The 20,037-nt window shown below is 70.3% G+C and carries 18 protein-coding genes; 12 read left to right on the forward strand and 6 right to left on the reverse strand.

Annotated features, from left to right (window positions below; all coding sequences use genetic code 11):
* The first annotated feature begins 143 nt into the window (after positions 1–143).
* Positions 144–770, forward strand: a complete 627-nt coding sequence (locus SACGLDRAFT_RS10520) for a hypothetical protein (protein WP_005464396.1) — start codon at positions 144–146, stop codon at positions 768–770.
* 51 nt (positions 771–821) lie between these two features.
* Here SACGLDRAFT_RS10520 and SACGLDRAFT_RS10525 read toward each other — a convergent pair whose 3' ends face one another.
* Positions 822–1,811, reverse strand: a complete 990-nt coding sequence (locus SACGLDRAFT_RS10525) for a malate dehydrogenase (RefSeq protein WP_005464398.1) — start codon at positions 1,809–1,811, stop codon at positions 822–824.
* A 215-nt stretch (positions 1,812–2,026) separates the two neighbouring features.
* Between SACGLDRAFT_RS10525 and SACGLDRAFT_RS10530 the strand changes: the two genes are divergently transcribed.
* Positions 2,027–3,118, forward strand: coding sequence for a winged helix DNA-binding domain-containing protein (locus SACGLDRAFT_RS10530; protein ID WP_040919845.1), 1,092 nt, complete (start codon positions 2,027–2,029; stop codon positions 3,116–3,118).
* Between the two features lie 18 nt (positions 3,119–3,136).
* Here SACGLDRAFT_RS10530 and SACGLDRAFT_RS10535 read toward each other — a convergent pair whose 3' ends face one another.
* Together SACGLDRAFT_RS10535 and SACGLDRAFT_RS10540 are read right to left on the reverse strand one after the other, a co-directional pair.
* Complete coding sequence (locus SACGLDRAFT_RS10535; protein ID WP_005464402.1) at positions 3,137–4,441, reverse strand: M20/M25/M40 family metallo-hydrolase; 1,305 nt, start codon at positions 4,439–4,441, stop codon at positions 3,137–3,139.
* Positions 4,442–4,490: 49 nt separating this feature from the next.
* A complete protein-coding gene (locus tag SACGLDRAFT_RS10540) occupies positions 4,491–5,309 on the reverse strand; it encodes a M55 family metallopeptidase (RefSeq protein ID WP_005464404.1) in 819 nt (272 codons plus the stop codon).
* Positions 5,310–5,444: 135 nt separating this feature from the next.
* Between SACGLDRAFT_RS10540 and SACGLDRAFT_RS10545 the strand changes: the two genes are divergently transcribed.
* The 5 genes from SACGLDRAFT_RS10545 to mptB are packed head-to-tail and all read left to right on the forward strand — an operon-like array spanning position 5,445 to position 12,451.
* Complete coding sequence (locus SACGLDRAFT_RS10545) at positions 5,445–7,259, forward strand: ABC transporter substrate-binding protein (protein ID WP_005464406.1); 1,815 nt, start codon at positions 5,445–5,447, stop codon at positions 7,257–7,259.
* Between the two features lie 8 nt (positions 7,260–7,267).
* Positions 7,268–8,308, forward strand: a complete 1,041-nt coding sequence (locus SACGLDRAFT_RS10550) for an ABC transporter permease (protein WP_005464407.1) — start codon at positions 7,268–7,270, stop codon at positions 8,306–8,308.
* Complete coding sequence (locus tag SACGLDRAFT_RS10555; RefSeq protein ID WP_005464409.1) at positions 8,305–9,186, forward strand: ABC transporter permease; 882 nt, start codon at positions 8,305–8,307, stop codon at positions 9,184–9,186. The genes SACGLDRAFT_RS10550 and SACGLDRAFT_RS10555 overlap by 4 nt, the downstream gene beginning before the upstream one ends.
* A complete protein-coding gene (locus tag SACGLDRAFT_RS10560) occupies positions 9,186–10,829 on the forward strand; it encodes a dipeptide ABC transporter ATP-binding protein (RefSeq protein ID WP_005464411.1) in 1,644 nt (547 codons plus the stop codon). The genes SACGLDRAFT_RS10555 and SACGLDRAFT_RS10560 overlap by 1 nt, the downstream gene beginning before the upstream one ends.
* Positions 10,830–10,843: 14 nt before the next feature.
* Positions 10,844–12,451 carry a polyprenol phosphomannose-dependent alpha 1,6 mannosyltransferase MptB gene (gene mptB, locus SACGLDRAFT_RS10565; protein WP_005464413.1) on the forward strand — a complete coding sequence of 536 codons (1,608 nt, stop codon included), beginning with the start codon at positions 10,844–10,846 and terminating at the stop codon, positions 12,449–12,451.
* Here mptB and SACGLDRAFT_RS10570 read toward each other — a convergent pair.
* From SACGLDRAFT_RS10570 to SACGLDRAFT_RS10580, 3 genes are all read right to left on the reverse strand, one after another.
* The gene (locus SACGLDRAFT_RS10570; protein WP_005464415.1) at positions 12,387–12,827 is read right to left on the reverse strand and encodes a TIGR03668 family PPOX class F420-dependent oxidoreductase; all 441 of its coding nucleotides are present in this window, start codon (positions 12,825–12,827) and stop codon (positions 12,387–12,389) included. The genes mptB and SACGLDRAFT_RS10570 overlap by 65 nt on opposite strands.
* A 62-nt stretch (positions 12,828–12,889) precedes the next feature.
* Positions 12,890–13,807 (reverse strand): S66 peptidase family protein, encoded by a 918-nt coding sequence (locus SACGLDRAFT_RS10575; protein WP_005464417.1) that lies wholly within the window; start codon positions 13,805–13,807, stop codon positions 12,890–12,892.
* Positions 13,808–13,811: 4 nt separating this feature from the next.
* The gene (locus SACGLDRAFT_RS10580; protein WP_005464420.1) at positions 13,812–15,749 is read right to left on the reverse strand and encodes a prolyl oligopeptidase family serine peptidase; all 1,938 of its coding nucleotides are present in this window, start codon (positions 15,747–15,749) and stop codon (positions 13,812–13,814) included.
* An 83-nt stretch (positions 15,750–15,832) separates the two neighbouring features.
* On the opposite strand from SACGLDRAFT_RS10580, the gene SACGLDRAFT_RS10585 reads away from it, so the two are divergent.
* The 5 genes from SACGLDRAFT_RS10585 to SACGLDRAFT_RS10605 all read left to right on the forward strand — a co-directional run bounded on the left by SACGLDRAFT_RS10585 (position 15,833) and on the right by SACGLDRAFT_RS10605 (position 20,013).
* Positions 15,833–16,411, forward strand: a complete 579-nt coding sequence (locus SACGLDRAFT_RS10585; RefSeq protein ID WP_005464422.1) for a DUF3090 domain-containing protein — start codon at positions 15,833–15,835, stop codon at positions 16,409–16,411.
* A gap of 7 nt (positions 16,412–16,418) precedes the next feature.
* The gene (locus tag SACGLDRAFT_RS10590) at positions 16,419–17,225 is read left to right on the forward strand and encodes an SCO1664 family protein (protein ID WP_005464424.1); all 807 of its coding nucleotides are present in this window, start codon (positions 16,419–16,421) and stop codon (positions 17,223–17,225) included.
* 61 nt (positions 17,226–17,286) lie between these two features.
* Positions 17,287–18,096 carry a DUF3097 domain-containing protein gene (locus SACGLDRAFT_RS10595; protein WP_005464426.1) on the forward strand — a complete coding sequence of 270 codons (810 nt, stop codon included), beginning with the start codon at positions 17,287–17,289 and terminating at the stop codon, positions 18,094–18,096.
* An 81-nt stretch (positions 18,097–18,177) separates the two neighbouring features.
* On the forward strand, positions 18,178–18,606 hold the full coding sequence (locus SACGLDRAFT_RS10600; protein ID WP_005464428.1) for an NfeD family protein: 429 nt from the start codon (positions 18,178–18,180) through the stop codon (positions 18,604–18,606).
* A 48-nt stretch (positions 18,607–18,654) separates the two neighbouring features.
* Complete coding sequence (locus SACGLDRAFT_RS10605; RefSeq protein ID WP_005464430.1) at positions 18,655–20,013, forward strand: SPFH domain-containing protein; 1,359 nt, start codon at positions 18,655–18,657, stop codon at positions 20,011–20,013.
* Positions 20,014–20,037 lie beyond the last annotated feature (24 nt).

The raw sequence follows: 20,037 nt of genomic DNA on the forward strand, positions 1-20,037 counted from the left end.
TCCCTCCCGACCAAAACCGCCCAGACGCCGGAGAGGGGAACCGACTCCGCCACAGTGTCATGGGGCAGCGGGAGGGGGCCGGGAGTGGCCCTGCTATATGCATTCAGCGTAACTTCCATGATCCAATTGGAGGAATGCTGTACATGCGTAAGCGTGGTGTCGTCCCCGCCGCCGTGCTAGGACTGGTTGCGGTCGGGCTGTTGCCGGCCTGTGGCGCGGAGGAAGACACTTCCGACGCCGGGGCCGCGAACGACTCCGCGACCACGAGTCAGGCCCCGACCGGCTCGGCCGAAACTCCCGCCACCTCCGCGAAGGACGCCAAGCAGGAGATCACGCCGCCCGGTACCGAGCTGAAGCTGGGTGAGACGGCCACGATCCCGTACACCTACGGTTCCTCGAAGGGCACGATCGGGATCACCGTGACCGAGATCGAGAAGGGCTCCGAGGCGGATTTGGCGGACTTCGAAAATGCCGAAGGGCTCGTGCCGTACTTCGTGAAGTTCACCGTGGAGAACGTCGGGGGTACCGACCTGTCGTTCAGCACGGTGGACTTGCAGCCGGTGGCGGCCAACGGGGAGCTCACCGGTGTGTTCGTCACCGGGGACATCGAGGGCAAGTGCGTGACCGCGTCGGCGGAGGCGGACTTCAAGACGGCGGGCGCGTCCTACGAGTCGTGCTCGGTGGTGGGGTCGTGGCCGGGCGTGGACGTGGTGGGAGCCGCGTACAACCGGGACGACTACGCCGAGAAGCCGATCGTGTGGAAGAAGTGATCTAGGTGGGTGGAGGGCCGGTCACCGACGTGGGCCCTCCACCCACGGGGCTCAGACGAGGCCGAGCTTGGTCACCGCGTCGCGTTCCTCGACGAGCTCGGCGACGGAGGCGTCGATGCGGGCGCGGGAGAATTCGTTGATCTCCAGGCCCTGCACGATCTCGTAGGAGCCGTTCTTGCAGACCACGGGGAACGACGAGATCAGGCCCTCGGGGACGCCGTAGGAGCCGTCGGAGGGCACGCCCATGGAGACCCAGTCGCCCTCGGGGGTGCCGTTGACCCAGTTGTAGATGTGGTCGATGGCGGCGTTGGCGGCCGAGGCGGCGGAGGACGCGCCGCGCGCCTCGATGATCTCGGCGCCGCGCTTGGCGACGCGCGGGATGAATTCGTTCTCCAGCCACTCCCGGTCGTTGACGGCCTCGGCGGCGTTCTGGCCCTTGACCTCGGCGTTGAAGATGTCCGGGTACTGGGTGGCGGAGTGGTTGCCCCAGATGGTCATCTTCTTGATGTCGGACACGCTGACGCCGAGCTTCTTGGCGAGCTGGGCGATGGCGCGGTTGTGGTCGAGGCGGGTCATCGCGGTGAACCGCTCGGCGGGGACGTCGGGGGCGTGGGCCTTGGCGATGAGGGCGTTGGTGTTGGCCGGGTTGCCGACCACGAGCACCTTGATGTCGTCGGCGGCACCGGCGTTGATGGCCTCACCCTGCGGCTTGAAGATGCCGCCGTTGGCTTCGAGCAGGTCGCCGCGCTCCATGCCCTTGGTGCGGGGGCGAGCGCCGACGAGGAGGGCGATGTTGGCGCCTTCGAAGGCCTGCTTGGGGTCGTCGAAGATGTCGATGCCTGCCAACAGTGGGAAGGCGCCGTCCTCCAGTTCGAGGGCGGTACCCTCGGCCGCCTTCACCGCCTGCGGGATTTCCAGCAGGCGCAGCCGGACCGGCTTGTCCTGGCCCAGGAGTTGGCCGGACGCGATGCGGAACAGCAGCGCGTAGCCGATCTGACCGGCGGCGCCGGTGACGGTGACGTTGACAGGGGCCTGCGTCATGACGTTTCTCCTGCTGACGATTTCAGTGCTTGTACTCGGGATGTTATCGGCCGCGTCCGTGGCGGGGCGGGTGCGTCACCTCACCTGAACCGATTGAGCGGTGTTGGCATGATCACCCTCCACTGCGGGAGGTGCCGGGCGAGGCGGACGGCGTCCGGCCTTCCGTGTCCGGGATCCTTGTCGTGTCCGTGGGCGAGGTGGAGGGTGTGGAGTCGATGACTGTTCTGGACGACCGGGCGTTGAACCGTGCGACGTTGGCCCGGCAGTTGCTGCTCGCGCGTGCCGAGTTGTCCGTTCCCGAGGCGGTGGCGCGGCTGTGTGGTCTTCAGGCGCAGGAGCCGCAGGAGCCGTTCGTGGGGTTGTGGTCGCGGGTGCGTGCGTTCGAGCCGGCGATGTTGGACGATGCGTTGCTCGGTCGGCGGGTGGTGAGGACGCATCTCATGCGTCGCACTGTTCATTTGGTCACCGCGGAGGACGCTGTGGCGTGGCGGGCTCGGCACGAGGCGATGCTGCGGCAGCGGGTGCTGGGGGTTTATCGCCGTGAGCTGGCGGGGGTGGATCTCGATGAGTTGGCGGCGGCGGGGCGGGAGGTTCTGGCTGACGGGGAGTCTCGGTCGACGAGGGAGATCGTCGAGGTGCTGGCTGATCGTTGGCCGGGGGTGGGGGTGAGGGCGTTGGGCGAGATGGTGGTCGCCGTGGTGCCGGTGGTGCAGAGGCCGCCGCGGGGGTTGTGGCGGGTGAGAGCGGGGGTGCGTCACGTGCTGTTGTCGGCGTGGGTGGGTCGTGAGGTGGAGCCGTCGGTGGAGGACGGTTCGGACGCGGTCGGGAAGTCGTTGGTGCGGCGGTATTTGGCCGCTTTCGGTCCCGCGACGTCGGCCGATCTGCGGGCGTGGTGTGGGCTTGCGGGGTTGCCCGCCGCGGTGGCCGCGGTGCGGGAGGAGCTGGTGACCTTCCGTGACGAGCGGGGTCGGGAGCTGCTCGATCTTCCCGATGCTCCGCGTCCCGATCCCGACACGCCCGCTCCGGTGCGGTTTCTGCCCGCGTTCGACAACGCGATTCTCGGGTATCGGGACCGTGGTCGGATCGTGGACGAGGTCCATCGTGGATTGTCGGTGGCCGGGGAGCGGGTGGTTCTGGTCGACGGGAGGGTCGCCGCGACGTGGAAGGTCGGGGAGTCGGGGGTGGTGGTGACTCCGTTGCGGCGGCTGGGGGGAAGGGAGCGGGCCGCCGTGGTGGAGGAGGGGCGGGAGTTGGCGTCGTTGTTGTCCGGTGGTGGGGGTCACGACGTCCGGGTGGAGAGGTCGTGACCGCCACCACCGGGTGGCTCAGGCGTGGACGAGCAGGTGTTCCAGGACGCGGGTGCCGAAGCGGAGGCCTTCGACGGGGACGCGTTCGTCGATGCCGTGGGCCATGGCGCGGTAGTCGAATCCTTCGGGCAGCCACAGGGGTGCGAAGCCGTAGCAGTCGATGCCGAGTTGGCTGAAGGCTTTGGCGTCGGTGCCGCCGCCGAGGCAGTAGGGCACGACGACGGCGTCGGGGTCTTGGGAGCGTAGTGCGTCGCTCATGGCGTCGAACCACGGCGAGTCCACGGGGGCTTGGACGGGCAGGCTGCGGGAGAGGAATTCGCGTTCGATGTCGGGGCCGATGAGGGCGTCGACTTCGGACAGTAGGGCTTCCTCGGTGCCGGGGAGGACGCGGCCGTCGACGCGGGCTTCGGCGGTGCCGGGGATGACGTTGACCTTGTATCCGGCGGACAGGACGGTGGGGGTGACGCTGTTGCGGACGGTCGATTCGACCAGGGGGGCGGCGTCGCCGAGGCGGTCGAGGGTGGCGTCGACGTCCTGGAGGTCGATGTCGACGCCGAGGGCTTTGCCGGTGCGTTCGAGGAAGGCTTCGACGGTGGGGGTGAGGACGATGGGCCAGTTGTGGGCGGCGAGGGCGTGGACGGCGCCGACGAGTCGGGTGACGGCGTTGTCGTCGTTGCGTCGGGAGCCGTGGCCGGCGCGGCCGCGGGCGGTGAGTTTGAGGTGGGCGGTGCCGCGTTCGGCGGTGCCGATGGGGTAGAGGCGGATCTTGCGTCCGTTGGTGTCGCGGACGTGGTAGGTGTAGCCGCCGGATTCGCTGATGGCGGCGGCGCAGTCGGCGAAGAGGTCGGGGTGGTGGGTGGTGAGCCAGTGGGCTCCGTATTCGCCGCGGTCTTCTTCGTCGGCGACGAAGGCGAGGACGATGTCGCGTCGGGGTCGGCGTCCGGTGGCGGCGAGGGAGTGGAGGGCGGCGAGGACGGTGGCGCAGAAGTCTTTCATGTCGACGGCGCCGCGTCCCCAGACGTAGCCGTCGGTGACGGTGCCGGAGAAGGGGTCGACGGTCCATTCGCTGGCGTCGGCGGGGACGACGTCGAGGTGTCCCTGGACGAGGAGTGCGGGCAGGTCGGGGTTGGTTCCGGGGACGCGGGCGACGACGTTGGCGCGTCGGGGCGCGGATTCGAGGATGGTGGGTTCGATTCCGGCGCCCGAGAGGACGGTGGCGCAGAATTCGGCGGCGTCGCGTTCGCCTCGGGCGTCACCTGCGCCGTGGTTGGTGGTGTCGAAGCGGACCAGTTGTGCGCAAAGGTCCACGACGTCGGCTGTCACTGGGTCACACCGCCCTTGTGTTGGTTCGTGGTTCGGTTTGCGGGGTTCGTCAGCCGTATTTGCCTTGTACGGCGCCGTCGGCGATGGCGGTGACGATCTTGAAGGCTTTCATGGCGTCGGTCATGGTGTCGGCGTCGAATCCGACGGTTCGGACGCCGGTTTGTTCGACGGTTGGGATGACGGCGGCCGCCTGGGCGAGGTGGCTGGCGTCGAACTCGACGTCGATGTGGTGTGGGGTCGTGATGGGGGTTCCCCGTCCGGCGCGGCGCATGCTTTCGGTGGCGGCCGCGGTGAGGTCGGCGGCGGTGCGGGACGGGGGGAGGCAGATGGCGGCGTAGCGGCTGACGCATTCCTTGACGGCGACGGTGGCGGCGTCGGGTGCGTAGTCGTGGGCGTCGTCGCAGGTTTTGTCGTCGCCGCTGACGAGGAGGACGGGGACGCCGTACTCGGCGGCCAGCGCGGCGTTGAGGCGGCCTTCGCTGGCGGGGACGCCGTCGAGCCAGACGCCGGTGATCTGGTTGGGCAGGTAGGTGTGGGAGAGGACTCCGTCGCAGCCCGCGCCGGCGTGGTAGCCGAGGAAGACGACGCCGTCGACGCCGGTGTCGATGCCTTCCATCATCGACAGTGGTTTGTGGCGTCCGGTGATCATGCGGGCGCGGGGGTCGAGGTCTTCCAGGAGCACGTTGCGCTGGGAGGAGTGCGCTTCGTTGACGAGGATGTCGGTGGCGCCGCCTTCGGCGAGGCCCGCGATGACGGCGTTGACGTCGCCGGTGAGCAGGCGGCGGAAGCGTTGCCACTGTTCGGTGCCGGGGACGACGTCATCTGTCCAGGTGACACCGGTGGCGCCTTCCATGTCGGCGGAAATCATGATCCTCACGGGTGTCCAACCTAGCCGGGATGTCACAGGTTGCACACCGGGGCCCGCAAATCGTTGACATCGCGATGTGAGGAGTGATTACTTTTCCGCTCCGGCATCCTCTCGTATCCCAGTGAGGTGTACATAGTGAGGTGGACTCGTGTTCGGCGTCGGCTCGCGTCCGTGGGCGCGGTGGCCGTAACGCTGTTGACGGTGGGGTCGCTGGTGCCCGTGGCGACGGCGCAGGAGGACTCGCCGCGGGTGTTGCGGGTGGCGTTGGTGCAGGAGATTGACCACCTGAACCCCTTCACGGCCAGTTTCGCGTCGAGCGCGATGATCGGCCGGTTCGCGTGGGAGTTCCTCACGTTGCCCTCGGCGGAGGACGCCACCCCGACGGGTGGGGTCGCCGAGTCGTGGGAGGCGTCGGAGGACAAGCTCACGTGGACGTTCACGATCCGCGAGGGGATGACTTGGTCGGATGGTGAGCCGGTGACCGCGGAGGATGCCGCGTTCACGTTCAACAAGATCATGTCCGATCCGAAGGCGGCCGAGGCCAACGGCAGCTACGTCGAGAACTTCGAGGAGGTCACCGCGCCCGACGAGCGCACGCTGGTGATCAAGACGAAGCAGCCGCAGGCGAGCATGACGGCGTTGGACGTGCCGATCGTGCCGGAGCACGTGTGGTCGCAGATCGAGGACATGCACGACCCGGTCACCGACAGTGTCGAGGTCGTGGGGGTCGGTGACGGGCCGTTCCTGATCGCGGAGTACCGGCCGAACGAGCTGGTGCGGATGACGGCGAACGAGGACTACTGGCGGGGCGCTCCGGCCTACGACGAGCTGCACTTCATCAAGTTCGAAAACGCCGATGCGGCGGTGAACGCGTTGCGCAACGGCGAGGTCGATTTCGTCAACCGGCTCACGCGGGCGCAGTTCGACAGCTTGAAGAACGAGCCCGGTGTGGAGACCAACCAGGCGTCCGGGCGGCGGTACCGGGAGTTGTTGATGAACCCCGGTGCGCGGAACGCCGACGGCGACGAGATCGGTGACGGTCACCCCGCGTTGCGGGACGTGCGGGTGCGGCGCGCGATCGCGATGGCGATCGACCCGAAGGTGCTGGTGGACAAGGTGCTCGGCGGGTACGGCGAGTTGCCGGGCGGGTTGGTGCCGCCGATCTACGAGGACTTCCACTACCAGCCTTCGGAGGACGAGCGGTACACGTTCGACCCGGAGGCGGCGAACGCGTTGCTGGACGAGGCGGGCTACGAGCGGGGCCCGGACGGGATCCGGGTGGACTCCGAGGGCAGGCGGTTGGAGTTCCGGTTGACCGGCCGCGCCAGTGAGGACTACGCGCAGCGCGCGAGCGACTACATCGTGTCTTGGTTGAAAGACGTCGGGATCGCGGTGACGAAGAACCTGGTGTCGGACAACGAGGTGGACGAGACCACGTCGTCGGGTCACTACGACCTCGCGTTCTCGGGGTGGGGCACGAACCCGGACCCGGACTACATCCTGGCCAAGCAGACGTGCGCGGCGCTGCCCGCGGCGTCGGGCAGTAGCAGTAGCAACGCGTTCTTCTGCGACGAGACCTACGACGAGCTGTACGCCAAGCAGGCGGCGGAGCTGGACCCGAAGAAGCGGGCGACGCTGGTTAAGCAGGCGCAGGCGCGCTACTACGAGATGGTCCCGAGCTTCGTGCTGGGCTACGACAACGTGTTGGAGGCCTACCGGTCCGACCGGTTCACGGGCTTCGTGCAGCAGCCCGAGGGTGAGGGCCAGATCATGGAGCAGACCGGCTACTGGGGCTTCTACGGTGCCGAGCCGGTGGAGGCCGCCGGTGGGGAGTCCTCGGGGCTGTCGACGGGCGCGTGGCTGGCGTTGGGCGCGGGCGCGCTGGTGCTGGTGGCCGTCGGGGGCACCGTGGTGGTGCGGCGCCGCTCCTCGATCGACGACAGGGAGTGACGTCGACCGTGACGTTGACCTCGTCCGCCGCCGCGCCGGGTCCGGGCCATAAGGGAACGGACCGGCGCGGCGGCGTCGCCGGTGTGGGGCCCACGGTGCGCTTCGTCGCGGCGAAGCTGGGTGGGGCGCTGGCGAGTTTCGCGCTGGTGGTGGTGCTCGGGTTCCTGTTGTTCCGGATGATTCCGGGGGACCCGGTGGCGACGATGACGCGGGACCGGCCCACGAGCCCGGAGCAGTTGGCCGCGTTGCGGGAACGTCTCGGGTTGGACAAGCCGATGGCCGAGCAGTTCCTGGACTACGTGCTGGGGCTGCTGCGCGGGGATCTGGGCACCTCCTACATGTACAACCGGCCGGTGGCGCAGATGATCGGCGAGCGGTTCTGGCCGACGGTGCTGCTGGTGGGCACGGCGACGGCGCTGGCGGTGGCGCTGGGCCTGTGGCTGGGAGTGCGGGCGGCGTGGCGGCGCGGCAGCGCGTTCGACCGGGTGAACACCGGGGTGGCGTTGACGTTGTGGTCGGTGCCGCAGTTCTGGCTGGGGCTGTTGCTGTTGATCGCCACCCAGGGGTTGTTCCCCAGCCGGGGGATGCGCTCGCCGGTGATCCCGGACGACCCAGTGGCCCAGGTGCTCGACGTGGCGCACCACCTGGTGTTGCCGTGCGTGACGTTGCTGGCGGTGATCTACGCCCAGTACATGCTGGTGATGCGGTCGTCGCTGCTGGAGGAGATGGGCGCCGACTACCTGACCACGGCGCGGGCGAAGGGGCTGCGGGACGACCTGGTGCGCAGGCGGCATGCGGTGCCGAACGCGTTGCTGCCGACGGTGACGTTGGTGTTCCTGCAGTTCGGGATGGTGGTGTCGGGCACGGTCACGGTGGAGACGGTGTTCTCGTGGCCGGGGCTGGGCCTGCTGACGTACGAGGCGCTGCGCGGCCCGGACCTGCCGTTGCTGCAGGGCGTGTTCGTGGTGCTGGCGGGATCGGTGCTGGTGATGAATCTGCTGGCCGAATTGCTGTACCGGGTGCTGGACCCGAGGGTGCGTGAGTCATGACCTCTCCTGTGTGGCAGCGGCGCCGCGCGGCGGCGGCGTCGGTGTGGCGCGAGTTCCGCTCCCAGCGCGGTGGCTTGATCGGGTTGGGTGTGCTGGTGGCGGTGGTGCTGTTGGCGGTGACGGCGCCGTTGTTCACCGACGAGGCGGACCTGGACGTGACCACCGCGCCGGGCACCCCGCTGCAGCCGCCGAGCGCGGAGTTCCTGTTGGGCACCGACGTGGACGGACGGTCGGTGCTGTTGTTGACGGTGTGGGGCGCACGGGTGTCGCTGCTGGTGGGGTTCGCGGCGACGGTGCTGTCGGTGGTGATCGGCACCCTGGTGGGCCTGGTGGCCGGGCACTTCGGCGGCTGGGTGTCGGGCGTGCTGTTGCGGTTCACCGACTTCTTTTTGGTCCTGCCGTCGCTGGTGCTGGCCATCGCGTTGTCGACGGTGCTGCCGCAGGGCATCGCCACGATCGTGCTCGCGGTGGGGGTGACGTCGTGGCCGGCGACGGCCCGTCTGGTGCGGGCCCAGACGTTGACCATCGAGAGCCGACCGTTCGTGGAACGGGCTCGCGCGCTCGGCGGCGGACACGCCCACATCCTGGGCCGGCACGTGTTGCCCGCGGTGCTGCCGCTGGTGTTGGCCAACACGACGTTGGTGGTCGGTAACTCGATCATCGCCGAGTCGACGTTGTCGTTCCTCGGGTTGGGTGATCCGAGCGCGATCTCGTGGGGGTCGATGCTGCAGACGGCGTTGTCGTCGGGTTCGGTGAGCGCGGGCGCGTGGTGGTACCTGTTGCCGCCGGGACTGGCGATCGTGGTGATCGTGTTGTCGTTCACGCTGGTGGGTCGGGCGCTGGAGACGGTGCTGAACCCGAGGTTGAAAGGACAGTGATGGCGCCGGAGTCCCCGGAGACGCCGCTGCTGCGGATACGTGACTTGGGGGTCACCTATCGCACGCCGGGCGGGGAGGTGCCCGCGGTGCGGGGCGTGGACCTCACGCTGCGGGCGGGTGAGACGTTGGGCATCGCGGGTGAGTCCGGGTCGGGCAAGTCGACCGTGGCGATGAGTGTGCTGCGGTTGCTGCCGAAGTCGGCGACCGTGACCGGTGAGGTGCTGCTGGACGGCGAGGACGTCAACACCATGCGGTGGGGGCGGCTGCGCGCGGTGCGGTGGTCGGCGGCGTCGATCGTGTTCCAGGGCGCGATGCACGCGCTGAACCCGGTGCGCACCGTGGGGGAGCAGATCGCCGAGCCGATCCGCCTGCACACCACCGCCAACGGGGCGACCAAAGATCGGGTGGCGGAGCTGCTGCGGCAGGTGGACCTGCCGCCGGAACGCGCGAACGCCTACCCGCACGAGCTGTCCGGCGGGCAGAAGCAGCGCGTCATGATCGCGATGGCGTTGGCGTGCGAGCCGAAGCTGATCCTGGCCGACGAGCCGACCACGGCGTTGGACGTGGTGGTGCAGGACCAGGTGCTGCGGTTGCTGAGCGAGCTGGTGGCGCGGCGCGGGATCGGGCTGATCATGATCAGTCACGATCTGGGGGTGCTGGCGCAGACCTGCGAGCGCATCGCGGTGATGTATCGGGGCGAGCTGGTGGAACAGGGGCCGTCGAGCGAGGTGTTCGATGCGCCCCGCCACGAGCACACCCGCGCGCTGGCCGCGGCGATCCACCGCATCGGCGACCCCGACACCCGCATGGTCGACGACCGCTCCCCACAGGAGGAGAGCGCCGACGCGGGCGGGGAGGAGCTGCTGGCCGCCCGCGATCTGGTGGTGACGTTCCGGGACCGGTCCCGGCGTGTGGTGCGCGCGGTCGACGGCGTGGACCTGGGGGTGCGGCGGGGCGAGATCGTGGCGCTGGTCGGGCAGTCGGGGTCGGGCAAGACCACCCTCGCGCGCACCCTGCTCGGCTTGCAGCGGCCAACGTCGGGGTCGGTGGTGTTCGACGGTGCGCTGTTGCCGACCTCCACCTCCGGGCTGCGCGCCTACCGGCGACAGGTGCAGTTGGTGTTGCAGGACCCCACCAGCGCGCTCAACCCCCGCCACACGGTGTACGAGGCGGTGGCGGAAGGGCCTCGCATCCACGGCTTGGAGGGGGAGGAACGGGACCTCGTCGTCGAGGCGTTGGAGGCCGCCGAGTTGCGCCCCGCCGAGCGGTTTCTGTCACGGCTGCCCCACGAGCTGTCCGGTGGGCAGCGGCAGCGGGTGGTGATCGCGGGCGCGTTGGCGTGTCGGCCCAGCGTGTTGATCGCCGACGAACCGGTGGCCTCCCTCGACGCCACGGTGCGTAACGAGATCCTGGCGTTGCTGCTGCGGCTGCGGCGGGAGCTCGGGTTGTCGGCGCTGGTGATCACCCACGACCTCGGGTTGGCGTGGGCCATCGCCGACCGCGTGGCGGTGATGCGGCAGGGCCGGATCGTCGAGCACGGCCCGGTGGAGACGGTGCTGCTCAATCCCCGACACGAGTACACCATCTCGCTGTTGGAGGCGTTGCCGACACCTTCGGCGAGCGCATTCCGTCGCGGTGTGTAACCTCAGAACGCAGTATGGCCACCACGACCGATTCCGCGCCGAGCGCCGAGACGCCCGCGGAGGAGACCGCAGCGGCACGGCACGCCCGTGCCGGGGAGATGTCCCAGTTCCCGTACCGCACGATCGCGATGGGTGTCGTCGGCAGTGTGGTACTGATGCTCGCGTCCCTGGGCGCCGGGGGCATCCTCGTGCGCGACCCGATCATCGGTACCGGACCGCTGTCGTGGATGCGCTACGGCCACGGGCACGCCCTCGCCACCGCCGTGCTCTACGTCGGGTTCGGCCTGGTGGTGTGGGCGTGGGTGCGGTTGGGGCGCTATGCCCTCGCCGGCCGGATTGGTGCCCGTCCCATCGTCATCGCCGCGTTCGCGTGGATGGCGCCGCTGTTGATCGCGCCGCCGCTGTTCACGCGTGACGTGTTCTCCTACCTCGGGCAGGGCGCGCAGCTGTTGCACGGGCTCGACCCGTACGACTACGGGCCCGCCGCGTTGGACGTGCTGCCCGACGTGGTGCAGAACGTGCACTGGCTGTGGCAGACCACCCCGGCGCCGTACGGGCCGCTGTACCTGCTGGTGGCCAAGCACACCGTCGCCATCACCGGCAACAACATGATCGCCGGGGTCATCCTGACCAGGGTGATCATGCTCGCCGGGCTGGCCGGTCTGCTGTGGGCGCTGCCGAAGCTGGTGCGTCATCTGGGGGGACGGCTGCCGGTGACCATGTGGTTGACGGTGGCCAGCCCGATGATGGTGATCCACCTCGTCGGTGGCCCGCACAACGACCTGCTCATGCTCGCGTTCCTCACCATCGGCGTGTGGGCCGCGCTGGAACGCAAGCATGCTCTGGCGATCGCGCTCGTCACCGTCGGCATGCTGATCAAACCGACCGCGGCCGTGGCGCTGCCGTTCCTGGTGTGGGTGTGGGCCAACCGGCTGCCGGGTGAGGAGAGCCTGTTCCGCCGGTTCGTCAAGGCGGTCGTCCCGTCGTTGGCGATCTTCGGGGTGGTGTTCACGGTCGGCACCTGGGTGTCGCTGGGCTCGTTCAACCTGGGGTGGGTCACCGGCCTGCAAGCCCCCCAGCTGATCGCGAACTGGCTGAACTTCCCCACCGGACTCGGCGAGATCGCCCACACCCTGGTGAACCTCGTCGTCGACGTGCCGTCGTCACCGTTCGTGACCGTGGCGCGCGGGGCGGCGTGGCTGGCGCTGGTCGGGGTGATGGTGTGGCAGTGGTGGAAGGCGCGCCACGGTGGCCGGGAAGCCATCATGCGCATGGGCATCACGCTGCTCGCCGTGGCGATCTTCGCGCCCCCCACGCTGCCGTGGTACCTGACGTGGGGTTTTGTGATCCTGTCGGCGTTCCCGTGGCGGCGCGTGCACCTCGCCGTCATGGTGGCCGTGTCGATGTTTTTGGTGCTGGTGTACTACCCGACCGGGGAGCAGAGCCTCTACGACTGGTGGTTCATCATCGGTGTGATCGCCGCCAGCCTCTACGGGGCCGCGTCGCTGCTCAAACCGGACCCGCTCGGCCTGATCGAGGCGTGGCGGCGCCACCCGGTCACCGAGCACCGGGCCGAGGAGCGGCGGGCGGAGGAGACGCCGACCAGCCACGCCACGTCCTGACCCGCACCCGCACCACGGGCCCGGCGGGTGGGGTGCGCCGGTACTGCTCGTACTTGGCCGCCAGCGCCGCCACCGCCGCCTCGTCGGTCGGGTTGATCGTGGCGTGCCCGTCCAGGCGCACCCACCACAGGCGGGACCACTCCTCGTCGTAGTGGTCCACCAGCAGCGACACGACCGGGTTCACGGCGATGTTGCGTAACCGGCGCAACGCCCGCGTCGTCTTCGGTTTCGCGTCCACGGCCCACACCACGTCGTCGCCGTCGCAGGCGAACGTCACCGGCACCAGATGCGGAACCCCGTCGGCGTCCGCGGTGGCCAACCGCGCCACCCGCGCCGCCGTGAACAACCGCCGCGCCGTCGCCGCGTCCATGCGCATACCCCGACAGCCTAGGCGGCCCCGCGCCGGTGCCGTCGCGGCCGAAAGGGGAGAGTGTGGGGTCACTCCTCGGCCACGACGGTGAGGGTGCCCGCATCGGCGTCGAGCTCGGCGGTCAGCCCCAACGGCACCGCGAACGCCCCCGGATGGTGACCGACGTTGACCTGCCAGGCCATCGGCACCCCCAACGGGGCCAGCCGGTCGAGCAGGACCTCCCGCACCACGTCCCGGTCGTTCCCGCAGTCGGTCCACGACCCGAGCGCGAGCCCCGCCACCTCCCGGAACCAGCCCGCCCGCAGCAGCTGGGTCAGCATCCGGTCGATCCGGTAAGGCTCCTCGTCGAGATCCTCCAACACCGCGATCGCCCCGCGCGCCGGACGGAACTCCGGAGCACCGACGCCGGCGGCGAGTACCGAGAGGTTGCCGCCGGCCAACCGGCCGCGGGCCCGGCCGGGACACAGCGTCTCCGCCGCCGGACTGGCCAGCGTCCGCGCCCCGACCGGGTCGAACAACACCTTGCGCAGGTGGTCGGCGGCCACCTCGTCGAAGTAGGAGGTGGCCGGCATCGACGCCAGGACCGTCGGCACCCCCACGAACGCGGCGATCGCCGCGTGCAGGGCCGTGGCGTCGCTGGAGCCGACGAACACGGTCGGCCCGGAACGGCGCACCGCGTCCCAGTCCACGAGGTCGATCACGCGGTGGCCGCCGTAGCCGCCCCGCACCGCGATCACCGCGCGCACCTCCGGGTCCCGCCACGCGCGTTCGAAGTCGCGGGCCCGGTCGGCGTCGGTGGCCGCGAGGTAGTCCAGCCTCGGGTGCCGCGCGCGCACGCTCGCGCCGAGCCGCACCCGCAACCCCCAGGACTCCAACACCGCCACGCCCCGCCGCAGCGCGTCGTCGTCCACCGGGCTCGAACACGCCACGAGCGCCACCGTGTCCCCCGCCCGCACCGGGGCGAGCCTGTTCCCGCGGTCGGTCATCGGGTCACCGCCGCAACTCCACCGGCGGCACGCCGGGGGTGGCAAACCCGAACACCTGCCCGTAGAAGGCCAGTTCGGCGTGCAGGGCGGCCACGATCGTCTCCGCCTTGCGGAAACCGTGCTGTTCCCCCGCAAACGTCACCAGCGCATGCGGGATGCCGCTGCCGTGGAGGGCGGCCACGAACCGTTCCGCCTGCTCGGGTGGGCAGATCTCGTCCTCCAGGCCCTGCAACAGCAACACCGGCCCGGCGAGTGAGTCGAGGTTGTGCAACGGGGAGCGGGCCGGGTAGCGGCCGTCGGTGTCCGGCAGCGGCCCCACCAGGCCCTCGACGTAGCGGGACTCGAAGTCGTGGGTCTCCCCACCGGCGCTGCTCCAGGGCAGCAGGTCCAGGATCGGGTACTTCGCGGTGGCGGCCCGGTAGATGCGTTGCGAGGTGATGGAGGCGGCCGCGGTGAACCCGCCCGCGCTGCCACCCCGGATCGCCAACCGCCGCTCGTCGGCCACCCCTTCCTCGACCAGGGTCCGCGCCACCGCGGCGCAGTCGGCCACGTCGACCACGCCCCACTGGCCGCGCAGCCGCTCCCGGTAGCGGCGGCCGTATCCGGTGGAGCCGCCGTAGTCCACGGCCACCACCCCGATCCCGCGGCTGGTGAAGTAGGCGAAGTCCAAGTCGAGCACCGCGTGGTTACGGCCGGTGGGCCCGCCGTGGACGTGCACCAGATACGGCGGTTTCTCCCCCTCGGGGCCGACGTGGTCGGGGTTGTGCGGCGCGTACACGTAGGCGGGGATGCGGCTGCCGTCGTCGGCGGTGAACGACCGCACCCGCGGCACCGGCAGGTACTCGGCGGGCGGGGTCGGCGGTGGGGGTGTCAGGTCGGTCACCGTGCCGTCCCGCGCATCGACCCGCACCACGGCGGCGCCGCGCCGCGGACCCGCCGCGACCCCCACCACCCCGTGGCCGTGACGCGCGAGCGTCGGGGTCCACGCGGTGAGCTCCTCCGCCACCGGCGTGACCTCTCCGGTGGCCTCGTCGAGCACCGCCAGCCCGTGCGCGGTCAGCACGGCGTACCGGCCCCCACCGAGCGGGGTCAGCCACCGCGACCCCAACTTCCACAGCGGGCCACCCAACTCCCGCTCCACCGAGGTCAACGGGGTCAGCGACGCCCGGTCGGCGTCGAGTGTGACGCGGTGCGGCACCCACCACCCGCCGGGGTCGGCGATCACCAGCAGCGCACCCGGACCGTCCCAGTCGAGCTGACACACCGACACCCCGTCGCCGCCCGCCACGACCCGGTGCGGCCCGAACGTGCCGTCGGCGCGGACCTCGGCCACGCACACCACCGTCGCGTCCCACGGCATGGCGGGATGGTCCCACCCCAACCACGCGGCGTGCCGACCGTCGGGGGACAGCTGCGGGGAGGACAGGAAGTGGTGCGAGACAGCCAACACCCGCGGCTCGCCCCCGGACACCGGCACCGCCACCAGATCCCGTGCCACGTCGGCGCGGCCCGAGCCGGTCACCCGTTCCCGAACCGCCCACACCTCACCGGGCGGCCCCGGCCGCAGATCGGCGAACCGCACCCCGTGAGGGTGCTCGGGGGCCGGGGTGAGCGCCGTGACGGTCCCGTCGCGCAGATCCCGCGCGTACAGACGCTGATCGTCCCAGTGCGTGAACACCAGCAGGTCACCGACCACCAGCCACGGGCGGCCGCCGTACTCGTGCACGCGGTTGCGCGCGTTCCACGGCGCGGGCAGCATGTCCTCCACCTCGCCGTCGAGGAGGCGCACCACCGCCACGCGCCCGTTCTCGTCGGGCCGGGACTCCGCCCACCACACCGTGTCGTCCACGACGTCCACCCAGTGCGGGGTGACCCCGGCCGAGGCGACGTCGTGCGCGCTGATCGGTGACGTCCAACTGCCGTAAGGTGCGATCGAAGGCATTGCGCCAGCCTAGAAGATCTTGAGTGAGACTCCAGCCCCCGAACGCGCTCCGGCGCCGCAATTAGCATAGGGTCGTAGGTGCCATGGCTCGTGTCATTCACGTTTTCCGTCAACCCGACCGTTTCGTCGCGGGCACCGTCGGGCCGCCCGGTGACCGCACGTTCTACCTTCAAGCCCGCGAGGACGCGCGCACCATCAGCGTGACCATCGAAAAGCAGCAGGTCGCGGTGCTGGCCGAACGCCTGACGTCGCTGCTGGAGGAGATCGCCACCCGCTTCGGGGCCGACACCGGCGCCGACGTCACCGACGACCTCATCGACACCGACCCCCTCGACGTGCCCGTGGAGGAGGAGTTCCGGGTCGGCACGATGGGACTCGGCTGGGACGCCGAGAGTAAATCCGTGGTGATCGAACTGCTCGCCATCACCGACACGGAGATCGACGAAGCCGTCGTGCTCGACGACACCGAGGAAGGCCCCGACGCCGTGCGGGTGTTCCTCACCCCCGCCGCCGCCCGCGCCTTCGCCGCCCGCGCCGACCGGGTCGTCAACGCCGGCCGGAAACCCTGCCCGCTGTGCGGGGAACCCCTCGACCCCTCCGGGCACATCTGTCCCCGCCAGAACGGATACCGGCGCGGCACCGAGCTGGCCGACGAGGACTGACCCCACGGTGGTCGACCACGTGCGGGCCGGTGACCCCGCGGCCCTCGACCTGATCACCCACGGCACCCTCGACGTCCGGGGGCGGGTCGTGGACGCCTCCAACCTCACCCTGTTCTGCACCGTCGAACTCGACGGACTCACCGCGAACGCCGTGTACAAGCCGGTGGCGGGGGAGCGGCCCCTGTGGGACTTCCCCGACGGCACCCTCGCCGGACGCGAGGTCGCCACCTACCTGATCTCGGACGCCATCGGGTTGGGACACGTGCCCCCGACCGTGCTGCGGGATGGGCCCTTGGGGGAGGGCATGGTGCAGTTGTGGATCGACACCGTCGACGACGGCGACCTCGTCGAGGTGTTCCCACCCGAGGACCTCCCCGAAGGTTGGCGTGTGGTGCTGCACGCCGCCGACGCCGACGACCGCCCCGTCGTCCTGGCCCACGCCGACCACCCCGGCGTCGCCGAACTCGCCGCGCTCGACGTCGTCGTCAACAACACCGACCGCAAGGGCGGGCACGTCCTCCACGGCGCCGACGGCTTCGTCTACGGCGTCGACCACGGCATCTGCCTGCACACCGACCCGAAACTCCGCACCGTGCTGTGGGGCTGGATCGGCGAACCCCTGCCCGACGACGTCGTCGACAAACTCCGCAAACTCCGCTTCGCCCTCGACCACGACCTCGCCACCGCGCTCGCCCCCCACCTGACGGCGGCCGAGATCGGCGCGGTCGCCGACCGCGCCGACGCGCTGCTGTCCGCCGGGGTCTTCCCCGCACCCCGCGGTGACTGGCGCGCCCTGCCCTGGCCCTTGTTCTGACCACCCCGTCCCGGCGTGGCGAGGCGAGCACCACCCGCCTCGCCGACTACGGTCACTGCTCGTGCGTTCCCACTCCTATGACGACGTGCTGGCCACCCCGCGCCGCCGCCGGCGGACCCCCTCGGTGCCCGCCGAACCGGGACTCGTGGTGGAGGACGCCGCCAGCGGGTTCTGCGGCGCGGTGGTGCGCTGCGAACCCGGCGGTGTCGTGCTGGAGGACCGCCACGGCCGCCACCGCGTGTTCCCGTTCGGGCCCGCCGCGTTCCTCCTCGACGGCGACCCCGTCACCCTCACCCCACCCCGCGCCCCGGTGCGCGCCGTACCGGCTCGCTCGGCGTCCGGGTCCGTCCGCCTCGACGGGCTGCGCGCCCGCGTCGCCCGCGGCTCCCGGATCTGGGTGGAGGGCCTGCACGACGCCGAACTCCTCGAACGGGTCTGGGGACACGACCTGCGGGTGGAAGGCGTGGTCGTCGAACCCCTCGACGGCGTGGAGGGGCTCGCCGAGCGCATCGCCGCGTTCGACCCGGCTCCGGGCCGACGCCTGGGGATCCTGGTCGACCACCTGGTGGACGGCAGCAAGGAGTCCCGGCTGGCCTCCGCGATCGACCACGAGCACGTCCTCGTCACCGGCCACCCCTACGTCGACGTGTGGCAGGCGGTGAAACCCGCCAGCGTCGGCATCCCCGCCTGGCCCACCGTCCCCAAGGGGCGGGACTGGAAGACCGGGGTGTGCGCGGCACTCGGCTGGGGAAACCCCGGCGAGGGCTGGCGGCGCGTCCTGGCGGGCGTGACCAGCTTCCGCGACCTGGAACCACCCTTGCTCGGGGCGGTCGAGCGTTTGATCGATTTCGTCACCGACGACACCGCGTGACGTGACAGAGGGAAGGTAACGGCTGAGACACGGCGTGACGGCTACCCGATATCGTGATCGGGGATCTGGGAGCATAGGCCCATGACAGCGGCCATCATCTGGCTCATCGTCGGACTCGTCCTGGTCGCGGCCGAAGTGCTCTCCGGGGACTTCGTTCTCGTGATGCTCGGCATCGGAGCGCTGGCCGGCGCGGGCTCCGCGGCGCTGAGCGGCAACCCGATCGTCGACGTCCTCGTGTTCGCCGTCTCCTCCGTCGCGCTCATCGTCCTGGCCAGGCCCGCCCTGAAGCGCCGCTTCCTCTCCGGGACCGGTGTGCGCACGAACACCGAAGCGCTGCTGGGCACCAGCGCGGTGACGCTCTCAGTCGTGAACAGCGACGGCGGCCAGGTCAAGCTCGCCGGCGAAGTCTGGTCGGCCCGCAGCCTGACCAACGAAGTAATCGAGCCCGGAACGACGGTGACGGTCGTGGAGATCTCCGGCGCCACCGCCGTCGTCTCGGCCTCACCCTGACACCGCCCCGCGGTGTCCACAACCGAACGGCAGTTAGGAGTTAGCGTCTTGGACGCGACAACTTGGATCGTGGTCGCCATCATCGCCCTCTTCGTGATCATCACGATCTCGAAGTCGTTGATGGTGGTTCCGCAAGCACAATCGGCGGTCATCGAAAGACTCGGCCGGTTCCGCACGGTCGCCGGACCGGGACTCAACTTCCTGGTGCCTTTCCTGGACAAGGTCCGGGCCCGCGTGGACCTGCGGGAACAGGTCGTGTCCTTCCCACCGCAACCGGTCATCACCCAGGACAACCTCACCGTCTCGATCGACACGGTGGTGTACTTCCAGGTCACCGACTCCCGCGCCGCGGTCTACGAGATCTCGAACTACATCGTGGGTGTCGAGCAACTCACCACCACCACGCTGCGCAACCTGGTCGGCGGCATGTCGCTGGAGGACGCGCTGACCTCCCGCGACCAGATCAACAGCCAACTGCGCGGGGTACTCGACGAAGCCACCGGCCGGTGGGGCATCCGCGTCGCCAGGGTGGAACTCAAGGCGATCGACCCGCCGCCGTCCATCCAGGACTCGATGGAAAAGCAGATGCGCGCCGACCGCGAGAAGCGCGCCATGATCCTCACCGCCGAAGGTGAGCGGGAAGCCGCCATCAAGACCGCCGAGGGACAAAAGCAAAGTCAGATCCTCGCCGCCGAGGGCTCCAAGCAGGCGGCCATCCTGTCCGCCGAGGCCGAACGGCAGTCCCGCATCCTGCGCGCCCAAGGTGAGCGCGCCGCCCGCTACCTGCAGGCGCAAGGACAGGCCAAGGCCATCGAGAAGGTGTTCGCCGCGATCAAGGCCAGCAAACCCACCCCGGAGGCCCTGGCCTACCAGTACCTGCAGACCCTGCCGCAGATGGCCCAGGGCGACGCCAACAAGGTGTGGCTGGTGCCCAGCGACTTCGGCAAGGCTCTGGAAGGGTTCGCCCGCCAGTTCGGGACCAAGGGCGACGACGGGGTGTTCCGCTACGAACCGCCCGCCGAGGAAACCCCGTCCCCGGCGATGGACGACGAGGAAGTGGCGAGCTGGTTCGACACCAGCACCGACCCGAAGGTCGCCGAAGCAGTCCGCGAAGCCGAGGCCGTCGCCCGGCAGGAGGTGCCCGGTCCGCTGACTGCCGGTGGCTCCACACCGCCGGCGGCCTCCGCGCTCAAGGGAATCCGCTCGGAGACCCCCGAGGAGCAGGAGAAGACCAGCGCAACCCCGCCGCCCGCGCCCCCGGCTCAGGCGGCTCCGCCGCAGCCGCCCGCCGCGCCACCGGCCCCGCCGGCCGGGGGAGCACCGTTCGGCGGCCCGCAGCAGGGCCACTACCCGCCCCCGCAGGGCGGCCAGATGCCTCCGCAGGGGCCCCCCTTCGGCAGGCAGTGATCCCCGGACGCTGACCCCGTGGTG

Source organism: Saccharomonospora glauca K62, from assembly GCF_000243395.2.
Classification (GTDB): domain Bacteria; phylum Actinomycetota; class Actinomycetes; order Mycobacteriales; family Pseudonocardiaceae; genus Saccharomonospora; species Saccharomonospora glauca.